Source organism: Rhodanobacter sp. 7MK24 (assembly GCF_014842995.1).
Lineage (GTDB): Bacteria > Pseudomonadota > Gammaproteobacteria > Xanthomonadales > Rhodanobacteraceae > Rhodanobacter_A.
In genome coordinates this window covers 1-19,566 of sequence record NZ_JACYXL010000018.1, presented here as the reverse complement: position 1 = coordinate 19,566, position 19,566 = coordinate 1, and the positions used below count along the sequence as shown (strand labels likewise).

Below are 19,566 nucleotides of genomic sequence, written 5' to 3'. Positions count from 1 at the left end.
CGCGCTCATTCGTGATCCGCGCGCTTGTCTGTGCCGGTGATGATTCGCGCGTGGCGCTCCTGGGTCCAGTACGCCATGGCCCAGTCCAGCATCACCACCAGCCGGTTGCGGAAGCCGATCAGGAACCAGATGTGCGCTCCCAGCCAGATCCACCAGGCGGGGAGGCCGGACAGCCGCAGCTTGCCGAACTGCGCCACCGCCGCCATGCGGCCGATGGTGGCCAGCGATCCGGCGTCGCGATAGCGGAACGGCAAGCGGCGGTTGTCGCCGCGCAGACGCGCGGCGAGCAGGCGGCCGATGTGCTGGCCCATCTGCTTGGCCGCGGGCGCCACACCCGGCACCGGGCGACCATCCTGCTGAACACTGGCGAGGTCGCCAAGCACGAACACTTCGGGATGATCGGGCAGGCTGAGATCGGCTTGCACCTGCACGCGACCGGCGCGATCCAGCGGCGTGTCGAGCATCCGGCCCAGCGGCGAGGCGGCCACGCCGGCGGCCCACAACACGGTATGCGCCGCGATGTGCTGGCCGTCCAGCGCCACGCCTTCCTGGTCCACGGCGGTCACCGCGTGGCCCAGGCGCACCTGCACGCCCAGGTGCTCCAGTTGTCGTTGCGCCTTGGCCGACAGCTCGGGATCGAACGCGGCCAACACGCGCGGGCCGGCCTCCACCAGCAGGATGTTGGCCGTGCGGGGCTGTGCCCGGCAGAACTCGCCGCTGAGCGTGTGTCGTGCGATTTCGGCCAGCGTGCCGGCCAGTTCCACGCCGGTGGCGCCGCCGCCAATCACCACGAAGTTGAGCCAAGCCTGGCGACGGGCGGGATCGTCCTCTTGCTCGGCCCGCTCGAACGCGGTGAGCACGCGGCGCCGGATCGCCAGCGCATCGTCGAGCGATTTCAGCCCCGGCGCGTTGGGGGCCCAGTCGTCGTGGCCGAAATACGCGTGCGTGGCGCCGGTGGCGACGATCAGCCAGTCGTAGTCCAGCCGTTCGCGATCCAGCTGTACCTGGCGCTGCGCGAGATCGATGCCGATGGCTTCGTCCATCAGTACGGTGACGTTGCGCTGGTGGCGCAGGATCTGCCGCAGGGGCGCGGCGATCGAGGGAGCCGACAATCCGGCAGTGGCGACCTGGTACAGCAGCGGCTGGAACAAGTGATGGTTGTGGCGATCCACCAGAGTGATGCGTGCTGGCGCGTGACCCAGGGAGCGCGCGGCGGTGAGCCCGCCAAAGCCGCCGCCGAGTATCACGATGTGGGGCAGCGCATCGGGCATGGCAAAACTCCTTGGGCACCGCCCGCAATTCTAGGTCATGCCATGGCGGCTTGAAGCTCAAGCCGGCGCATGCCTGTCAGTGATCCGTCGAACCCCATCCTGGCGGCATCACGACAAGCAGGGCCCGCTTTTTCCATGTGTCGGCATTGCGCACATCGCGCCAGAGCAGGCCGATTTCACCGAAGTAGGTGTCGGTGAAGTCATTGGGCTTCTGCGGGCGGCTCAAGCCGTAGCGGGGCCTGATTGCGGGGATCTCGCGGCGCAGCGTGCCGAACAGCTTGTCCCATATCGGCAAGGCGTTGCAGTAGTTCGTGTCGATGTATTCGGGGTTGCTGGAGTGGTGGACGCGATGGTCCGAAGGCATCAGCAGCAGGCTGTCGAGGAAGCAGCCGGACCTGCCGGATGGCCATGCCTCTTCGCTGAAATGGATCAGCGAACCCCAGCATGCGTCGATCACCATGCAGAGGATCAGCAGCTCCATGGGTACGCCCAGGATCGAGCAGATCGCCGTGCGTACGAAGTTCGCGTAAGTGCCCTGCAGGAAGAAGGCTGCGAAGATCACGCCGAGATTCATGTGCTTGGGGGCATGGTGCGGCGAGTGCAGCACCCACAGCAGCCGGACCTTGTGGCAGGTCCAGTGGTAGACGAAGTGGCTCAGCTCCCACACGACGTAGGCATAGAAGAACCAGACGACATGCAGTGGTGCGGTGAATGGCGCGAGCGCGGTGAAGTGCCGTTGCGTCCACAGGAACACGTCGACGTTGATCAGCAGGCCGATGATCCAGTTGAACGCGTACATCAGCACGGGAATCTTGTAGACCGCGTAGAGCCTGTGCGGCGAGCGGTGGTAGGCCCAGGCCAGAAAGACGATTTCGCACACCAGGATCGCGGGGAAGATCGGCGAGACCACTGCCTCGATGCCCGCGATGCTCCTGAACGAAGCCAGCGTCAGGGGATGCGTGGACGTCAGCGTCTCGATGCCGCCGAGGCCGAAGAAGTTGACCAGCGCTTCGGGCAGTTTCACGGGACCTCCCATCGTCGGATGGCCGATGCTAGCGTGCGTGGAATTTGCCGGTGCGAAACGGTGCGGTCAGTACAGGTCGATCGGATCCACATCCAGCGACCAGCGCACCTTGCGCGCGCTGGGCAGTTGCGGGAGTTGCGTGGCCCACGGGCGCAGCGCGGCGTGCAGCTCGCGCCGGTTGGTGGCTTCCAGCAGCAGCTGCCCGCGCTGGCGGCCGGCGCGCAGCGGCATCGGCGCCGGCATCGGGCCGGCGATTTGCAGGCCATGGTCGGCGGGCAATGCAGCGCAGGCTTCGCCGAGGAACGCATCGACGGCGGTGCGTTGCGCGGCTTCGGCACGCAGCAGCGCCTGGTGCGCGAATGGCGGCAACGCGCCTTGCCGCCGCTCGGCAAGCAGGGCCTGCGCGGCGGCGGCATAACCCTGTGCCAGCAGTTGCCGCAGCATGGGATGGTCGGGGTGATGGGTTTGCAACAGCACGCGGCCAGGTTTCGCGGCGCGGCCAGCACGGCCGGCGACTTGCACCAGCTGTTGTGCGAGCCGTTCACCGGCACGGAAGTCCACGCTGAGCAGCCCTTCGTCCACGCCGACGATGGCGACCATGGTGAGGTTGGGCAGGTCGTGGCCCTTGGCCAGCATCTGGGTGCCGACGAGGATCGCGGACTTGGCTTCGTCGCGGAGGTTGTCCAGCAATTGTTCGAAAGCGTCGCGGCGTCGCGTGGTTTCGCGGTCGATGCGCAGCACGGACACCTCGGGGAAACGCACAGCCAGCGCTTCCTCCAACCGTTCGGTGCCCTGGCCTTGCGGCTTCAGCTCGGTGGCGCCGCAGCTCGGGCACGCGGCGGGGATGCGCGCGTGGTGATCGCAGTGATGGCAGACCAGCGCACGCCGTCCGGCATGCAGGGTCATCGGGCGCTCACAGCGCGGACAGTCGGCATGCCAGCCGCAGGCGTGGCAGTACAGCACGGGTGCATAGCCGCGGCGGTTCTTGAACACCAGCACCTGTTCGCCGCGTGCCACGGTGTCGGCCACGGCGGCGAGCAGGGTCGGCGAGAGGCCGTGTTCCAGCCGCTGCGCCCGCATGTCCACGATCTGCACCGTGGGCGCGTGTACCGCGCCGGGGCGCGCGCGCAGGTGCAGCGCGCGGTAGCGGCCGCTTTCGACGTTGGCCAGCGACTCCAGCGAGGGCGTGCCCGAACCCAGCAGCACCGGCACGCCCAGCGCGCGGGCGCGTACCACGGCGAGGTCGCGTGCGTGGTAGCGGAAACCCTCCTGCTGCTTGTAGGCGCCGTCGTGTTCCTCGTCCACGATCACCAGCCCGGCATGCGGCAGCGGCGTGAACACCGCCGAGCGGGTGCCGAGGATCACTCTCGCTTCCCCTTTGCGCGCGCGCAGCCATGCACGGGCGCGTTCGCCCTCGGCGAGGTTGGAGTGGATCACTTCCACCGGCACGCCCAGGCGCTCGCGCAGGCGTCGTACCGTCTGCGGGGCGAGCCCGATTTCCGGCACCAGCAGGAGTACCTGCCTGCCTTGCGCCAGTACGCGCTCGATCAGGGCGAGGTACACCTCGGTCTTGCCGCTGCCGGTAACGCCGTCGAGCAGGAAGGACTGGTAGTTGCCCAGGCTTGCCGCCACGGCGTCCACGGCATGCCGCTGTTCTTCGCTGAGTGCCGGCGCCTCCCGCGTGGGGGCGTTCGGAGCGGTACTGCGTTCGCCGCGCTCGACCAGCTTGGCGGCGAGCAGTCGGCGCGCCGCCGCACGCCAGTCCGGCAGGCAGGCGTCCAGTTCGGCGGAACTCAATGCCCCGCCAGCGAGTTCGGCCAGTACGGCGTGGCTATTGCCGCGTCGGCTGCGCGCATCCAGTGCGCTGCGTCCAGCCGTGGTGAGCGACCAGCATTCCTCGCCCAGCGGCGGCAGCGGCTTTGCCTCGCGCAGCGTCAGCGGCAGGGCGTTCGCATAAGCCTCGCCGGGTGCGGCCAGCCAGTAGTCGGCAGCCCAGGCCAACGTCTGCATCAGTTCGGCGTCGAGCAAAGGGGCGTCGTCCAGCAAGCGCAGCGCGCGCTTCAGCTTACCCGCGCCTACCGACGCTTCAACGCCTGTGGCCACGACGACGCCCGTGGCCTGCCCGCGACCGAACGGCACCAGCACCCGGCAGCCCGGGCGCGCCTCGCCGCCCGCGCTGGGTGGCAGGTAGTCGAACAAGGTGGGCAAGGGCACCGGCAGGGCGACGCGCAGGACGGTGGACATCATGGCGTGCAGTTTAGCGGTGGGGTCAAGCGGTCGAGATCGCATTCCTTGGGCAGGGATCAAGTGACGCGAAGCTTGCGGGTACTTTCTGTCGATGGGTCGAGGAACGAGTCGCAAGTCACTCTTCGGCGCAGGTTTTTCCGCTTATCCACAAAGCCTGTGGAAAAGTCTGTGGATGAGGCGGGGACGAGAGGCCCCGAAGCGCATGGTGGCGCCCTTCGTGACGTTCTGGACACGTTTTGGTCATGTTGAAAATGCATTTCATATCAATAACTTGCAAACGCGTGTCAGCAAGTGTTCACAAGGAGGCCGGATCGCAGGGGATGCCTTGACAGTTACTTGACGCTGTGCAAAACCGCGGCCAGACGACGCTGGGATCAGTGCGCCAGGCCCAGCCCGATCGCACCAAGCAGGACGAAGCTGAGCAGCCAGAAGTAGAACCAGCCGATGCACCAATACTTCAGCAGGGTCATTGGCCAGCCCTGCCGATAGATGCGCTTCTGCATCAGCAGCAAGTAGATCGGCGCCCACAGCACCAGGGCCCGCTCCAGCCAGTTCAGCGGGCTCGTGGTCCACAGCGCGTGCGGCTCCAGCCAGCCGGCCAGGGCGGCCAGCAGCGTGCACAGCAGCAGCCACAGGAACAGGAAGGCCTGGCTGTGCAGCGCCACGATCAGGTGCTCCATGTAGAGCCGCCGCTTGAACACATAGAACAGCTTGAGCAGCAACGCGAACACCGGCACCAGTACCAGCATGGCGCCCGGCAACTTGCCGAACACGCCAGTGACCATGCGATCCCGCGCGGCTTCCCTGGTTGCCTCGTCGCCATGGGTAGCCGCGTACATGTTGTCGCTGATGTGCTGGGCGACCACATTCAGCCGATCGTTGACGGAACCGGGCAGCCAGGAAATCCGGAAATGCTCCACCCGGTGGGGGAATGGCGACTCCAGGGTTACGGCGGAGCTGGCAGGCGCCGGCAGCGGTTGGGCATGCAACTCGGCCAGGCGCTGGTTGGCGGCTGCGCGCAGTGCTTGCTTCGCGCTGCCGACCGCCGCCGCCGCCGTCGTGCTGCCGAAAGTCTGCACGGCATCGAGGGCATTGATCTTGTCGTCAAGCAGCTCGTGCACCTTGTCGGCGTTGGCGGCCTGCGCGAAGTCGCTGCCGCGGTCGCTCAATACTCGCTGCTGGTGCTTGGCGAGGCCCTGGTCGATCACTTCCGAGGTGGCCAGGTGCAGTCCGAAGAAGCACAGCAGGCTGAGCACGAACATCAGCCGGAATGGCGCGATGTAGCGCACGCGGCGGCCGGAAAAATACTCCAGGGTGAGGAAGCCGGGCTTGAGGAACAGCGGCGGCAGCGTATGCACGATGCGGCTGTCGATGTGCAGCACCGTCTCCACGGTTTCCTCGAACATGTGGTGCATCGGCTGGAGCACGCTGTGCACGGACTGGCCGCATTCGTGGCAGAACTCGCCGACCAGCGGCGTGGTGCAGTTGGCGCAGTGCTGGCCTTCGTGGCTGACCAGGGATTTCATTGCTTGCCCCTTGTTTTCGTCGCAGCGCGCGATCTTGGCACAGCGCGCGGTGCGCGACAGCTGCGCCGGCTAGAATGGCCCTCCGCTGGAGCCTTCCGATGAATCCGTTTCGCCCCGAGCGTGCCCGCGTGCGGCACGAAATCGGCGCCACCGTGCGCCTTGCCATTCCGCTGATCCTGGCGCAGCTCGCCGCGGTCGGCAGCAACGTGATCGACGCGGTGCTCTCCGGCCACGTGGGTGCCCACGTGCTGGGCGCCGTGGCGGTGGGCGCCAGCATCTGGTCGCTGGCCATCGTCAGCGGCATCGGCATGATGATGGCTGTGCCGCCTTCGGTAGCCCAGCTGGATGGCGCGGGGCGCCGCGGCGAAGTGGGCGCGGTGTTCCGGCAGGCGCTGTGGCTGGCCCTGGCGATGGGTGCTTTGCTGTGGTTCGCGGTGCGTCACGCGGGGCCGCTGATCGATTTGATCGGCGTGACGCCAAGCCTGCGCGACGACGTGCTGCGCTTCCTGTTCGCGATCAGCTGGGGTGCGCCCGCGCTCACTTGCTACTTCGCGCTGCGCGGCCTGTCCGAAGGGCTGTCGCTGACGCGTCCGTCGATGTACTTCGGCTTCGGCGGCCTGCTGCTGCTGATTCCGCTGGGTTATGTGCTGATGTTCGGCAAGCTGGGCATCCCGCCGCAGGGTGCACACGGTTGCGGCATTGCCACTGCCACTGCGCTGTGGCTGGAGATGACCGGTTTTGCCGTGTACGTGATGAAACACCGCAACTATCGCGGCCTGAACCTGCTGGAGCATTTCGAATGGCCCGACTGGCGGCGCATTGCAGCGCTGCTGCATGTCGGTGCGCCGATGGCGGTAACCCTGCTGGCCGAAGGCGGCTTGTTCGTGGCCACTGCGCTCATCATCAGTACGCTGGGCGAAGACGTGATCGCCAGCCACCAGGTGGCGCTCAACGTCGCGACGCTGTTCTTCATGGTGCCGCTGGGACTGGCGATGGCGATCACCGTACGCGTAGGCAACGCGGTGGGGCGTGGCGACGCAAGTGGCGTGCGCTATGCCGGGTTCTGCGGCATCGGCCTGACGTTGGCTTCCCAAATGGTGTCCGCCGCGCTCATGCTGGCATTGCCGCATTTCATCGCCACGTTGTACACGCATGACGGGAAGGTGATCGCGCTGGCGGCGCAGTTGATCGTGCTGGCCGGATTGTTCCAGTTCTCGGACGGCATCCAGGTGGCCTCGAACGGCGCGCTGCGCGGCCTCAAGGACACCCGTATGCCGATGGCGATCACCCTGTTCGCCTACTGGTGCGTCGGCATGCCCGCCGGCTGGTGGCTGGCCTTCCATCGCGGCCTGGGTGCGCGTGGCATGTGGATGGGGCTGATCGCCGGGCTCTCGGTGGCGGCGGTGCTGCTGTTCACGCGGTTCTGGCGCAGTGCGCGGGGCGAGCGTTGGCGGTCGCACCTGCCGATGGCGGAGGCGCAAGCCCGGGCCTGACGCGGCACCGCGCGAACGGCTACGCTAGCGGAAAACCACAGGGAACCCGTGCCATGCCGCCACCGCCGATGCCCTCCCGCCCCACGCCGTCGTCCGCGCCGCAACCGCCGCGCCGCAACGGCTTCTGGGCGGTCTTGTGCGGCATCGGCCGCGGCATCAACGTGGTGCGCTTGCTCATCGTCAACGCAGTGTTCTTCTTTCTCCTGTTTATCGTGCTGCTGGCGATCGTCGGCGGCATTGCCGCCAGCCACACGAAGGCTGCTGTGCTGGACGGCAGCGTGCTGGTGCTGGAACCGGAGGGCCAGCTGGTCGAGCAGTACAGCGTCGATCCGTTGCAGCGTACGTTGGCGAAGCTCTCCGGCGACAAGACGCAGCAGGTGCAGTTGCGCGACCTGGTGGCCGCCATCGATGCCGCGGCGAAGGACAAGCGCATCAGCCGCATCCTGCTGCTGCCGGACGAACTGCACGCCGGCGGTTTTGCGGCGCTGCGCGAAGTGGGCGCGGCGCTGGACCGCTTCCGCGCCGCCGGCAAGCCGGTGATCGCCTGGGCGGCGAACCTTGACCAGGGCCAGTATTACCTCGCCGCCCACGCCGACCGCGTACTGCTCGATCCGCAGGGCGGCCTGATGCTTACCGGCCTGGCCAACTATCGATTGTTCTACAAGAGCCTGCTCGACAAGCTGGGCGTGGACGTGCATCTGTTCCGCGTGGGCCAGTTCAAGAGCGCGGCCGAGCCGTACATCCTCGACCATGCCTCGGCCGCTTCGAAGGAGGCCGACGGTTACTGGATGGGCGGACTGTGGGACGAATACCTCGCCGAGGTGGCGAAGCTGCGCAAGCTCGATCCAGCGGCGTTGCGCGCCGATGTCGACGATCTGCCGCAGACCATCGCAAGTACCGGCGGCGATCTTGCGCAGCTGGCGCTCAACGAACACCTGATCGACGGCACCGCCACACGCGCCGAGCTGATCGCCTCGCTGCGCGAGCAGGGCGTCCCCGCTGCGAAGAACGGCCACGGCTTCCGCTCGGTCGATCTCGCGCATTACTCCACGGATGTGTCGAATGCTGCGAGCCTGTTCGCGCCCGGCGTGACGGTCGTGGTGGCCGAGGGCGAGATCGCCGGAGGCAAGCAGCCGGCAGGTTCCATCGGTGGCGAATCCACCGCCGCGCTGATCCGCGCCGCGCGCGAGGACAGGCGCACCAAGGCGCTGGTGCTGCGCGTGGATTCGCCCGGAGGCGAGGTATATGCGGCCGAACAGATCCGGCGCGAAGTGGCGTTGACCCGCGAGGCAGGCATCCCGGTGGTGGTGTCGATGGGCGACGTGGCTGCCAGCGGCGGCTACTGGATCTCGATGAACGCCGATCGCATCGTCGCCGAGCCCAACACCATTACCGGTTCCATCGGCATCTTCGGCATGTATTACTCGGTGCCGAACACGCTGGCCAAGTTCGGCATCCAGAGCGACGGCGTGGCCACCGGGCCGATGGCCGGTGCGTTCGATATCACGCGTCCGCTCGACCCCAAGGTGGGCGCGGTGATCCAGGCCATCATCGACAAGGGCTACCGCGATTTCGTGGGCGGGGTGGCCAAGGCCCGCGGCAAGGGCTTCGACGCCATCGATGCCATCGCGCAGGGTCGCGTTTGGACGGGCAGCCAGGCGCTGGATCGCGGACTTGTCGACCAGCTCGGTGGCCTCGGCGACGCCACGGCCGAGGCTGCCAGCATGGCGAAGCTGGGCGCGGATTATTCCGTGCGCTACCAGCAGGCGCCGATGAGCGCATTCGAGAGTTTCCTCGTCGGCTTCAGCCAGAGCGCCAGCGTCGAGTTGCTGCAAGGCTGGGGTTTGCGGCTGCCGCCGTGGTTCGCGCAGGTGCATGCATTGGCGGCGCCGGAGTTGTCGCTGTTGCGCAACGCGAAAGCCGGCGCGCCGAACGTCTATGCGTACTGCTTCTGCTCGCCACACTAAGAGCTCGTCCATTTCTCTGCGTGGTCGTGCTGATGGTGACCGGGAAGCCCGTGGCCTCCTGAATTTCCCGGCACGGTCCGGTGCGGCCGTCCCGCTTGTCGCGTAGGCGGGAAACTCCAAAGGCCTCGATACAACGGCCAGACGCCCCTCGGGCCCGCTTGACGTTTGCCGCCTTTACTGTGGTTGGGTGGGCCGGCAAAGAGAAGGAGTTCGGGCACGGGCTCCAGACAGGCGATTCATTGCACAGTGGCGTGATACCAGTCGCCATGCTGCGTCACGCGGATCGGCATGGCGAATGCCTCGCCCAGCGCCTCGCCGGTGAGCGTGGCGGCTTTGCCGCCTTCGCGCAGTGCAAGTCCGTTCTTCAACAGCAGCACCCGCTCGATCTCGGGGATGATTTCCTCGACGTGATGGGTCACCAGCAGCAGGGTTGTGCCGCTGCGTGCAAGCGCGCGCAGGGTTTCCAGGAAGTGGCGACGGCTGGCGAGATCCAGTCCCGCACAGGGTTCGTCCAGCAGCAGCGCACGCGGGCGGTGCACCAGCGCGCGGGCTATCAGCACGCGCCTCGCCTCGCCGGTGGACAGGCTGGCCATCTCGCGGCCGATCAGGTGGCTGACTTCCAGCTGGACCAGCGCTGCGTTCGCGCGCTCGCGCATGGCTTCGGTGATTTCGTGATCCAACCACAGCCCGCGCGCGGCGAAGAAGCTGGATACCACGGCGTCGAATACTTCCAGCGGAGTATCGGTGGTGTAGTCGCGCTGCAACGCAGGCGAAACGGTGCCGAGCAGGCCACGCAGTTCAGCCACGTTCCAGCGATCGCGGCCGAACACGCGTACCGGGCTCCGGCCATCGCTCGACGCCAGGGGGTAGAGCTGGCGCGCGATCAACTGGACCAGCGTGGATTTGCCCGAGCCATTGGCGCCCAGGATCGCGGTGTGCTGGCCTGCTTCGATGCGCAGGCTGAGCCGGTCGAGCGCCGCGCAGTTGCCGCGCAATACGGTGGCGTTGTCGATCTCGAGCAGGGGCGGCGTAACTAGGTTGGCATCCATGCTCGGAACGATGCCGGCAAATGTCGATCCATGCAAGGCGTTTGGCCGTCAAGACGGCCAAACGGCAATCATTGCGTTTGCGCCTCGACCTGCTTTTCCTGATCCGCAGCCTGTTTGTTCACTATCTTCTGCACGTCTTTCGCGCGTTGCTCGTCCGCCTTCATCGCGTCCCATGGGGCAGCGACGTGACTGCTGGCCGCGCTGGCGGGCTGGGCGACCGGTTCCGGCGGCTTGCCGGAGCAGGCGGAGAGGGCGGAGAGACAGAGCAACGGAAGCAGGATTTTCATCGCGCGGATCCCATGGCGAGCATGCGCCGAGTGTCTCGCCGCACGGCTCCGTGGGCAAGGCCATCGTGTAAGCTCGCCACATGAGCAGCCGCATCGACGCCTGGCAACTGCACGGCCATACCGCCCTGGTCACCGGCGCCAGCAAGGGCATCGGCTACGCTGCCGCGCGCGAACTGGCCGGGCTGGGCGCGAACCTGTTGCTGGTGGCGCGCGACGAGGATCATCTCGAGCAGGTGCGCGTGGAGCTGGCCGACGAGCACGAAGCCATCTCGGTCTATGCGATGGGTGCCGACCTTGCCGAGGCGGAAGACCGGCTGGCGGTGTTCGACTGGGTGGCCGACCTCGGCGTGCCGCTGTCGCTGCTGGTCAACAATGCCGGCGGCAACGCCTCGAAACCGGCGCTGGAATACGGCGACGATTACCGCGCGATCTTCGAGCTGAACCTGTTCGCCGCCTTCGAGATGTGCCGGCTGGCGCATCCGCAGCTGGTCCAGCATGCAAACGCGGCCATCGTCAACGTGGGTTCGGTGTCCGGCATCACGCATGTGCGCACCGGCGCACCGTACGGCATGAGCAAGGCCGCGCTGCACCAGCTCACGCGCAACCTTGCCGCGGAGTGGGCCGTGGACGGCATCCGCGTCAACGCGGTGGCGCCGTGGTACATCCGCACCCAGCGCACCGACTCCGCTCTGGCCGACGGCGATTATCTGGAGGAGGTGCTGGATCGCACGCCGCTGCGCCGCATTGGCGAGCCGGAGGAAGTGGCTGCGGCGATCGCCTTTCTGTGCCTGCCTGCGGCCGGTTACATCACGGGGCAGGTGCTGGGCGTGGACGGCGGCTTTCTCAACTACGGATTTTGAGCTTCTGCCGTTGCAGGGCCTGGCTCAATCCGGCAATTGCGTCCACGACTCGGTTTCTTACGGGAGCCATGGCGGCGATTGGTGCGGGAATGGCGAGTGGGCACGCAAGCCCCGTTCCTCGGTCACGCACGGCGCTTGGAGGCCGTGGGCAATCCCTCAGAACACGGCCTCGTGTTCCTCGGCGGCAAGGCCCAATGCCACGGCGCCTTCACCCACGTTGACCATGCCGGTGATGCTCATCGGCGCTTCCAGCAGGGCGACGCTGCATTCCTCGCAGGCTGCGCGCAGCCTGTCGTAGCCGGGCAGTTGCGAAAGCACCGCCAGGTCGCCGCCGTAGCTGACGCACACCATGGGTACGATCAGGCCGGCGCGCACGCGGGCGGCAGCGTAATCGAACAGCTGTTGCGCGCCCTGCTCGAAACCGCGTGCCTTGCCCACCGGGCCGGTCTCGCCGCGGAAACAGCGCAGGATGGGCTTGATGTCCAGCGCCGAGCCAAGCATCGCGCTGACCAGGCCCACACTGCGGTCGTTTTTCTTCTTGGCGCGCGCGCGGAGGTAGTACAGGTCGCGCGGCATCAAATAGCCATAGCCGTGGCTGGCGACATGGTTGAGCCGTTCGCGGATCGCCGCCGGTGGCATGTCCGCGGCAATCAGCCGCGCCGCCTCCCACACCACCGGGGCAGTGCCTGCGAACAGGTTGCGGGTGTCGATCACCCGCATCATGAACTGCCCCGGGATGCCGGCCTGCTCGCGCACCTCGCGGTAGTTGCGTAGCACGGCGAAGCTGGCGCGCGTCACGTTGTCGTAGATCGGGCTGCGCGTGGCGGTGACGGTGAGGCTGAACACGCAATCCTGCTCGAGCACCAGGCGTCCTAGGAATAGCTCCTGCACCTCTTCGGCCGTGGTCGGCTCGGTTTCCGCCGAGTGGCTGCGACTGCCGAGCTGGCGGTCGATAAAGCGCTGCACCTCCGATGGTTCACGGTTGTCCGTGAAGGTTTCGCCGTCCACCTTGATGGTGACCGGCATCACCATGATGCGGTGTTGCTGCAGGAAGTCCTGCGGCAGATCGCAGGATGCGTCTATCGTCAGTCCCATGCGCATGGATCGCGGCCCGGTTCGTGTGACGGTCGCAACATAACACGGCGCAGATCGGCGGGCAGCGTACCTACATAATGAGAGGCAGACTCAGGAACCTGCCGGCGTGGCGTCGCCGGCTCGCCCCCGCCTGGCGGTGGTGGGCATACCAGACAGGGCAAAACCCCATGAAAGACAAGCACGAGATCGTTGCCAACTGGCTGCCGCGCTACACCGGCACGCCGCTGGAGCAATTCGGCCAGCACATCCTGCTCACCAACTTCGGCCACTACGTTGACCTGTTTGCCGACTGGCACGGCGTGGAAGTGCACGGCCGCGACCGCCCGATGCCCAATGCCACTGCCGACGGCATCACCCTCATCAATTTCGGCATGGGCAGTCCCAACGCTGCCACGGTGATGGACCTGCTGGGGGCGATCAGGCCGCAGGCTGCGTTGTTCCTCGGCAAGTGCGGCGGACTCAAGAAGAAGAACCAGATCGGCGACCTGGTACTGCCGATCGCCGCGATCCGCGGCGAGGGCACCAGCAACGACTACCTGCCACCCGAGGTGCCGGCACTACCCGCCTTCCAGTTGCAGCGGGGCGTTTCCACCATGATCCGCGACCTCGGTCATGACTACTGGACCGGCACGGTCTACACCACCAACCGCCGCGTCTGGGAACACGACGAGGCGTTCAAGGATCGGTTGCGCCAGACACGCAGCATGGCGATCGACATGGAGACCGCCACCATTTTCGCCGCCGGCTTCGCCAACGAGATCCCTTGCGGCGCGCTGCTGCTGGTTTCCGACCAGCCGATGATCCCGGAGGGCGTGAAGACCGAGGCCAGCGATCGCAAGGTCACCGAGAAATTTGTCGAAGCACACATCCGCATCGGCATCGAAGCGCTCAAGCTGGTTCGCCGCAATGGCCGCAGCGTGAAGCACCTGCGGTTTGAGGAGGATGGCGAAGAGTGAGGTGTGCAGGTTCGAATACAGGTGGAGATCTTGAAATTCATCGTTTCGGCGAAACGGGCTTAATGCTCGGGTCGCGTTTGCTTCGTAATTTCTAACTGAATCGTTATTTCTTGCTATTTGACTTGAGGGGTCGAAATTTATTGCTAATCAAGATGTCAAAAAACTGTTGACAGCTTTCATTCATAAAAACTAGATTAAAACCACTTTAAGCCTTCATCTGTACCGGATGAGCAGAATCCAGGTCGTGGTCAGGGGACCGCAAACGGACACCGATCTCTCGGTGTTTTCGCCACTACCTGCGAAGTTATTTAAGAGTTGGTGCCTGATTCACAAGTGAAAAGCTGTCACCACCATCCGTCGCAGGCTGAACGCTGCGAAGTTACTAACGATTGCCCACGGGGCTGTTTTGGGGAGATTGAAATGAGCAAGCATTTCGAACGAGGGTTTCAGCATCGTCGCACCGCGCTGGCAACCGCGCTGGCGTTGGGCTTGGGTGTCACGGGTCTGGCCTATGGCCAGGCCACGACTGGTTCTGTCTTCGGTACGGCGCCTGTGGCGTCGGGCGAGACGGTTCGCATCGTCAACAACCAGACTGGTCTGACCCGCGAAGTGCCGGTCGATAACACTGGGCGTTTCAACGCCAACCAGCTCCCGGTGGGTGACTACACCGTATCGCTGGTGCAGAGTGGCAATGTGATCGCCTCGCATGACCACGTGCAGGTGAGCGTGGCGGGTGGTGCTGCGGTGCCATTTGCCGCTGCGGAAGCCGGCAAGAACGTGCAGAACCTCTCGAGCGTGACCGTTACGGCGAATTCGCTCCCGGCGATCGACGTGTCCTCCACTCGCCAGACTTCGGTGATCACCGCGCAGCAGTTGAAGCAGCTGCCGCTTGCACACAATGCCGAATCGATCGCGATGCTCGCGCCCGGCGTGGCCGCAGGCAACACCGGTTTGGGCAATGGCCCTGCCGGCACCCCGCTGATCTCCTTCAGTGGCGACTCGGTGGTGGAGAACGCTTACTACATCAACGGTTTCAACACCACCGATCCGGTAGGCAACGCAGGCGGCATCGCGCTGCCGTACTTCGCCATTGCGGAGCAGCAGACCATTACTTCCGGCTACGGCGCGGAATATGGGCGTTCCACCGGTGGTGTGATCAGCCAGGTGGGCCAACGCGGTGGCAACACGTGGCATGCCGGCGTGTACGCCACTTTTGCCCCGAGCTGGGCGCAGACCGGCTACGACAACATCGATTACGCCAACTCGGCGTCCACCGCGGCAGGTCAGCAAGCCGGTGACATCTACAACAACCGTCGTCAGAACAGCAGCTGGAGCACGGTCTATGACGCTTATCTGTCTGGCCCTCTGATCAAGGACACCCTGTTCTTCTACATCACGGGCGAGATCGAGCACGACAACACCCATTCCACGGGTTCGGTCAATGATCCGTACTACTTTACCCATGGCACCAGCCTGCCCAAGTTCTACGGCAAGCTGGACTGGAACATCAACGACAGCAATACGCTGGAATACACCAACATCCAGTCCAAGGTGTTGGACCAGTTCCACAATCTCTACAATTACGACTACAACACGAACTCTGTCGGTAGCTTCGCGGCCATCGACAATCCGGTGTACTCAAGCAAGTTCAACGTCAACATCCTGAAGTACACCTCGTACATCACCGACGACCTCACGCTGAGCGTGCTGGCCGGCAAGATGAAGAGCACCTATTTCGGCCAGATGGACGTTTATCCTGGGCTTGATCCGGCGCTTCCTGGTATTTCCCAGATCTACTACCAGAACCCGAATGTCCCTGGCAACGGTAATACGAATCCCAATCCTGGAACCATCCCCACAACTGGGCACAAGTCCTCGACGAACAATTTCCGCCTAGATCTGGACTGGAAGCTGGGCGACCACGATCTGCGTTTTGGTATCGACAACCAGCGCAGCACGGATATCGATGACGGTACGTTGAGCCAGTGGTCGTACGGCGGCAGCCCCGTCTCTTCGCCTGGCTATTACTGGGCATACAATGTGATGCCGACCACCACGCAGGCGACCACGCTCTGCAACAACGTTGGCCAGTGTGTCGGCAGCGCGGTGACGCCCGCCAACCCCAAGGGTTACTACGTCCAGAAGACGGTGTTTGGCGGCCAGGCGTCATTCACTGTGGAACAGAAGGCGCAGTACATCGAGGATAACTGGCAGGTCAATCCGAACCTGTTGCTGAATCTGGGTCTGCGCAACGACCAGTTCATCAACTACAACGGCGACAACATTCCCTACATTCGCATGACCAAGCCGCAGTGGGCTCCGCGCCTCGGCTTCAGCTGGGACATCCTCGGCGACAGCAGCGCGAAGCTGTACGGCAACGTGGGCCGTTACTACCTAGCATTGCCCTCGGGTCTGGGTGCCCGCATGGCGGGTTCGAACAGCTACCTGAGCCAGTACTACACCTACACCTCCATCGATGCCAACGGTGTACCGCAGGGCCTGACCCAGATTCCGGTGTCCGGACCCGGTATCACGAACCCCTACCAGCAGATCTCACCCGACGGCGAGGAAGGCGTGCCGAAGGATCCGAAGGTCATCGCCGCAACCAACCTGAAGCCGATGTATCAGGACGAATACGTGCTGGGCTTCCAGAAGGCGTTCAATACGTTCGGCCAGTCGCTGGTGTGGACCTCGCAGGCCACTTGGTCGAAGATGAAGGACATCATCGACGACACAGGCAGTATCACGCTGCCGGCTAATGCGGCGGCTTCCGAGGCTGGTACCGAGTCGGACGTGCTGGTCAACCCGGGCCGCAGCAACACTCTGCGGTACTTGACAACCAGCGGCACTTACGCGACCTACACTTGGAATCCAAGCACTGCGACGAGTGCGGCAGGGTTGGTGCAAGGCTTCCCGGCTGCCTTCCGTAACTACTACAGCTTGGAGGAGTCGCTGGAGCATCCGTGGGACGGCAAGTGGATGGCCAAGATCGACTACGTGTTTGCCCGCAGCTATGGCACTACGGAAGGCCCGACGGACTCGCCGGTCGGCCAGATCAGCAATGCTTCGGGTGCAGCAGGCGGCCATACCTCCGGTTCGATCACCGAAGCATGGGACTTCCCCGAGCTGATGCAGTACTCCAACGGCGATCTGCCGAACATGCATAAGCACACGTTGAAGGTCTATGGCACGTACGCCATCACCCCGGAGTGGCTGCTCAGTGGTTCGTACATCATCCAGTCGGGTTCGCCGATCTCCTGCCTGGGCTACTACGGGCCGAATCAAACCGATCCGGATGGTTACGGCGAGTCTTACCACTGGTGTGGCGGCCAGCCCTCGCGGCCGGGAGATGCCGGCAATACGCCTTGGACCCATCAGCTGAACTTGGGCGTGAGCTATATCCCGGCGTGGGCAGGCAAGCACCTTACCCTGCAGGTGCAGGTGCAGAACGTGTTCAACGAGCAGAAGGCCACGGCCTACGTCAGCAGCTATGGTTCGACCAACTCACCTGACCCAACCTGGTTGCTGCCAGTGAGCACGGAACTGCCGCGCTATGCGATGTTCAGTGCGAAGTACGACTGGTAAGAAGCAGCCGACTCTCTAACCTCGCGCTGTCGCAAACAGGCGGCGCGAGGGAAAGGGAGGCAATTGAATGCGCAAGGCCGTCGGGCAACCGGCGGCCTTGTGCGTTTCAGCGTGCCAGTTGCTCCCGCAGCGGCTGCAGCCAGGCGAAGTAAGATGCGCTGTGCGCAGTGTCGCTGCGGATGGGCTGTCGCACTTGCGCGGCGCTTGCCGTGCTGAGTACTTCGCGCTTGGTCTGGTGAGGCGCAAGGCAGGCAGATGCGAAGGGCAGATCGCAGAATGCAAGCAGGCGGCGAATCTGGGTCTCGGGTTCCCGTACCAGCGCCTCGTACTGGAAGTCCAGTATTTGACTTGGATAATGCGTCAGCCAGAAATCGGTGAGACGTTGATAGTCGCGATAGTAGGCTGCCATTTCGCCGAGGTCATAACTGAAATGCACGCTATGCCGGAACAGGTGGCGATAGCAGGAGAAGCAGGTTTCGACCGGGTCGCGATGGCAGTGCACGATCTTCGCGCCCGGCAACATGGCCAGTGCGGCACCAACCAACGGCCAGTTATCGAGCCCCTTGTCGGTGAAGCGGGGTGCTTTTTCGCGCCAGCGTGCAGTGCGGGCAAGGTAGTCCACGCCCAGACGGTGCCAGTCCTCCGCATTGGCCGAGGCAACCCAGTCTGTGAACGGTTGGTCGCGGCGACGAGACTCTTCGTCGATGATCAGCGACAGATCGGGAATCTCGTTGGCACCTTCCACCTCGGGGTGCGAGGCGAGAATGTGCTCCACGAGCGTCGAACCTGAGCGCGGCAGGCTGATGACAAAGATGACTTCCCTGCCTAAGTCCGGATCCACGGGGGCCGGCAACGATGTGTTGAAGGCCGTCATAATACGATCGATTTTCGCGTGTTCGGCGGCAGCATCCCACTCCACCAGGCTGCGCTTGTCCGCATTGGCATGGCGCAGCGCTTCGAATGCGCCAGCGTAGTCTTTCAGATCCTCAAGGGCACGGAACAGACTGAAGCCGAGCATCACCCGCATATCGGGTTGCAGGTCGGGATTGCACAGGGCGCGACGGAGTTGGTCGACGTCACTTGCGCTCAGCGGTTCGGTCTTGAGATTGGCGAGGCCATGCCAAGCTTCGGCGCGGTCGGGTTGCAAGCGGAGCACATGTCGGTACTCGGACACGGCGCGGGGAATGTCTCCTTGCATGGTGGCGATATCGGCCACACCGATCCGAGCCAGTACGTGCTGTGCGTCCAGCGACAAGGCGCGTCGAAAAGCTTGGTCGGCTTCCAGCAGTTGCCCCCGCTGCTTGAGCGCTTTACCGAAGTTGTACCAGGCGGTCGCTTGGCCTGGAGCCATCTCACAGGCTCGGCGTAAGTAGCTCAAGGCTTCGTCCAACATGCCAGCGTCATGCAGGGCGCAACCCAGATACATCTGCATATTGGCGTCGGCGGGACGTTGGGCGACAGCCCTGCGCAGAAAGCCGATTGCCTTTGCAGCTTTGCCGCCCATCAAGCAGGCCACTCCATACAGGAATTGTGCATTGGCCAATTCAGGATCGATGGCGAGAACTTGCGAAAGTGCATGTTCGGCAAGATCTAGCTTGCCTTGACTGAGTGCTTTGCCAGCATCCACGAGCAGCTGACCGGTGGTAATTGAAGAGTGGTGGGGCTTCATGTGGACAGTCATTCCATGAGGATTCTTTGCGATAACGATTGTTGGGATTTTGGTAGAGCAATGAAACGAATTGACGAAATATATTGCGATTCTTTGGTTTCGCATTTATTTGCGCATTCGAGTTCGCAATTCCTTGAATGTTGACTTTCTGTTAGCCGACTGCGTAATGTCGGCGAGCAAGTAGCAGTGTTGCTAGCGAGTGTGGCATGTGCTGTGGATCGGTTTGCTTTATTCGGTTGCCCCATGGCGACATGGTTGTGACTGAAAACATCAGGCCAGAATCGGCATTTGTCTAGATTTTCTAGCAACTTAAGATTTGCGTAGTCATTTTCACCGGGGAGTTTCTGATCTTATGAATATCCAGAATTTCAATAATGCAACACGCGGCTCCGCGTTGCGTCGCACAGCATTGGCCGTAGCCATCGTCGCGGGCGTGGGCATGACTGGCCAGGTGCTGGCGCAGGCCACCACCGGCACCATCTTCGGCAGCGCACCGACGTCCGGTGCCTCGGTACAGGTCGTGGGCGGTTCGGGCTT

Annotated in this window: 14 protein-coding genes; 6 read left to right on the top strand and 8 right to left on the bottom strand. The window is 64.2% G+C overall.

What is annotated here, in order from left to right:
* Nucleotides 1-5: 5 nt before the first annotated feature.
* From IHE49_RS18120 to IHE49_RS18105, 4 genes are all read right to left on the bottom strand, one after another.
* On the bottom strand, nt 6-1,271 hold the full coding sequence (locus IHE49_RS18120) for an NAD(P)/FAD-dependent oxidoreductase (protein WP_192160588.1): 1,266 nt from the start codon (nt 1,269-1,271) through the stop codon (nt 6-8).
* A gap of 76 nt (nt 1,272-1,347) precedes the next feature.
* The gene (locus IHE49_RS18115) at nt 1,348-2,295 is read right to left on the bottom strand and encodes a sterol desaturase family protein (RefSeq protein WP_192160586.1); all 948 of its coding nucleotides are present in this window, start codon (nt 2,293-2,295) and stop codon (nt 1,348-1,350) included.
* A 66-nt stretch (nt 2,296-2,361) separates the two neighbouring features.
* Nucleotides 2,362-4,542: a primosomal protein N' gene (locus IHE49_RS18110; protein ID WP_192160584.1), complete on the bottom strand. Its 2,181-nt coding sequence runs from the start codon at nt 4,540-4,542 to the stop codon at nt 2,362-2,364.
* A 374-nt stretch (nt 4,543-4,916) separates the two neighbouring features.
* Entirely contained in the window at nt 4,917-6,068 is a 1,152-nt protein-coding gene (locus tag IHE49_RS18105; RefSeq protein ID WP_192160583.1) for a DUF3667 domain-containing protein, read from the bottom strand.
* A 98-nt stretch (nt 6,069-6,166) separates the two neighbouring features.
* Between IHE49_RS18105 and IHE49_RS18100 the strand changes: the two genes are divergently transcribed.
* Nucleotides 6,167-7,561: an MATE family efflux transporter gene (locus IHE49_RS18100; protein WP_192160580.1), complete on the top strand. Its 1,395-nt coding sequence runs from the start codon at nt 6,167-6,169 to the stop codon at nt 7,559-7,561.
* 53 nt (nt 7,562-7,614) lie between these two features.
* A complete protein-coding gene (gene sppA, locus IHE49_RS18095; RefSeq protein ID WP_225578557.1) occupies nt 7,615-9,528 on the top strand; it encodes a signal peptide peptidase SppA in 1,914 nt (637 codons plus the stop codon).
* Between the two features lie 236 nt (nt 9,529-9,764).
* Here sppA and IHE49_RS18090 read toward each other — a convergent pair whose 3' ends face one another.
* Nucleotides 9,765-10,577, bottom strand: coding sequence for an ATP-binding cassette domain-containing protein (locus tag IHE49_RS18090; protein ID WP_192160578.1), 813 nt, complete (start codon nt 10,575-10,577; stop codon nt 9,765-9,767).
* 68 nt (nt 10,578-10,645) lie between these two features.
* Nucleotides 10,646-10,864 (bottom strand): hypothetical protein, encoded by a 219-nt coding sequence (locus IHE49_RS18085; protein WP_192160573.1) that lies wholly within the window; start codon nt 10,862-10,864, stop codon nt 10,646-10,648.
* Between the two features lie 80 nt (nt 10,865-10,944).
* On the opposite strand from IHE49_RS18085, the gene IHE49_RS18080 reads away from it, so the two are divergent.
* Nucleotides 10,945-11,724, top strand: coding sequence for an SDR family oxidoreductase (locus tag IHE49_RS18080; RefSeq protein ID WP_192160571.1), 780 nt, complete (start codon nt 10,945-10,947; stop codon nt 11,722-11,724).
* A 156-nt stretch (nt 11,725-11,880) separates the two neighbouring features.
* Here the strand turns inward: IHE49_RS18080 and IHE49_RS18075 are convergent, their stop codons facing one another.
* Nucleotides 11,881-12,825, bottom strand: coding sequence for a DegV family protein (locus tag IHE49_RS18075; protein ID WP_192160569.1), 945 nt, complete (start codon nt 12,823-12,825; stop codon nt 11,881-11,883).
* 161 nt (nt 12,826-12,986) lie between these two features.
* Between IHE49_RS18075 and IHE49_RS18070 the strand changes: the two genes are divergently transcribed.
* Both IHE49_RS18070 and IHE49_RS18065 read left to right on the top strand, forming a co-directional pair.
* Nucleotides 12,987-13,775 carry an AMP nucleosidase gene (locus IHE49_RS18070; RefSeq protein WP_192160567.1) on the top strand — a complete coding sequence of 263 codons (789 nt, stop codon included), beginning with the start codon at nt 12,987-12,989 and terminating at the stop codon, nt 13,773-13,775.
* Nucleotides 13,776-14,195: 420 nt separating this feature from the next.
* A complete protein-coding gene (locus IHE49_RS18065; RefSeq protein ID WP_192160565.1) occupies nt 14,196-17,360 on the top strand; it encodes a TonB-dependent receptor in 3,165 nt (1,054 codons plus the stop codon).
* A gap of 106 nt (nt 17,361-17,466) precedes the next feature.
* On the opposite strand, the gene IHE49_RS18060 is transcribed toward IHE49_RS18065, so the two are convergent.
* Complete coding sequence (locus IHE49_RS18060; protein ID WP_192160563.1) at nt 17,467-19,029, bottom strand: sulfotransferase; 1,563 nt, start codon at nt 19,027-19,029, stop codon at nt 17,467-17,469.
* A 352-nt stretch (nt 19,030-19,381) separates the two neighbouring features.
* On the opposite strand from IHE49_RS18060, the gene IHE49_RS18055 reads away from it, so the two are divergent.
* A partial coding sequence (locus tag IHE49_RS18055; protein ID WP_192160561.1) for a hypothetical protein occupies nt 19,382-19,566 on the top strand: 185 nt, incomplete at its 3' end.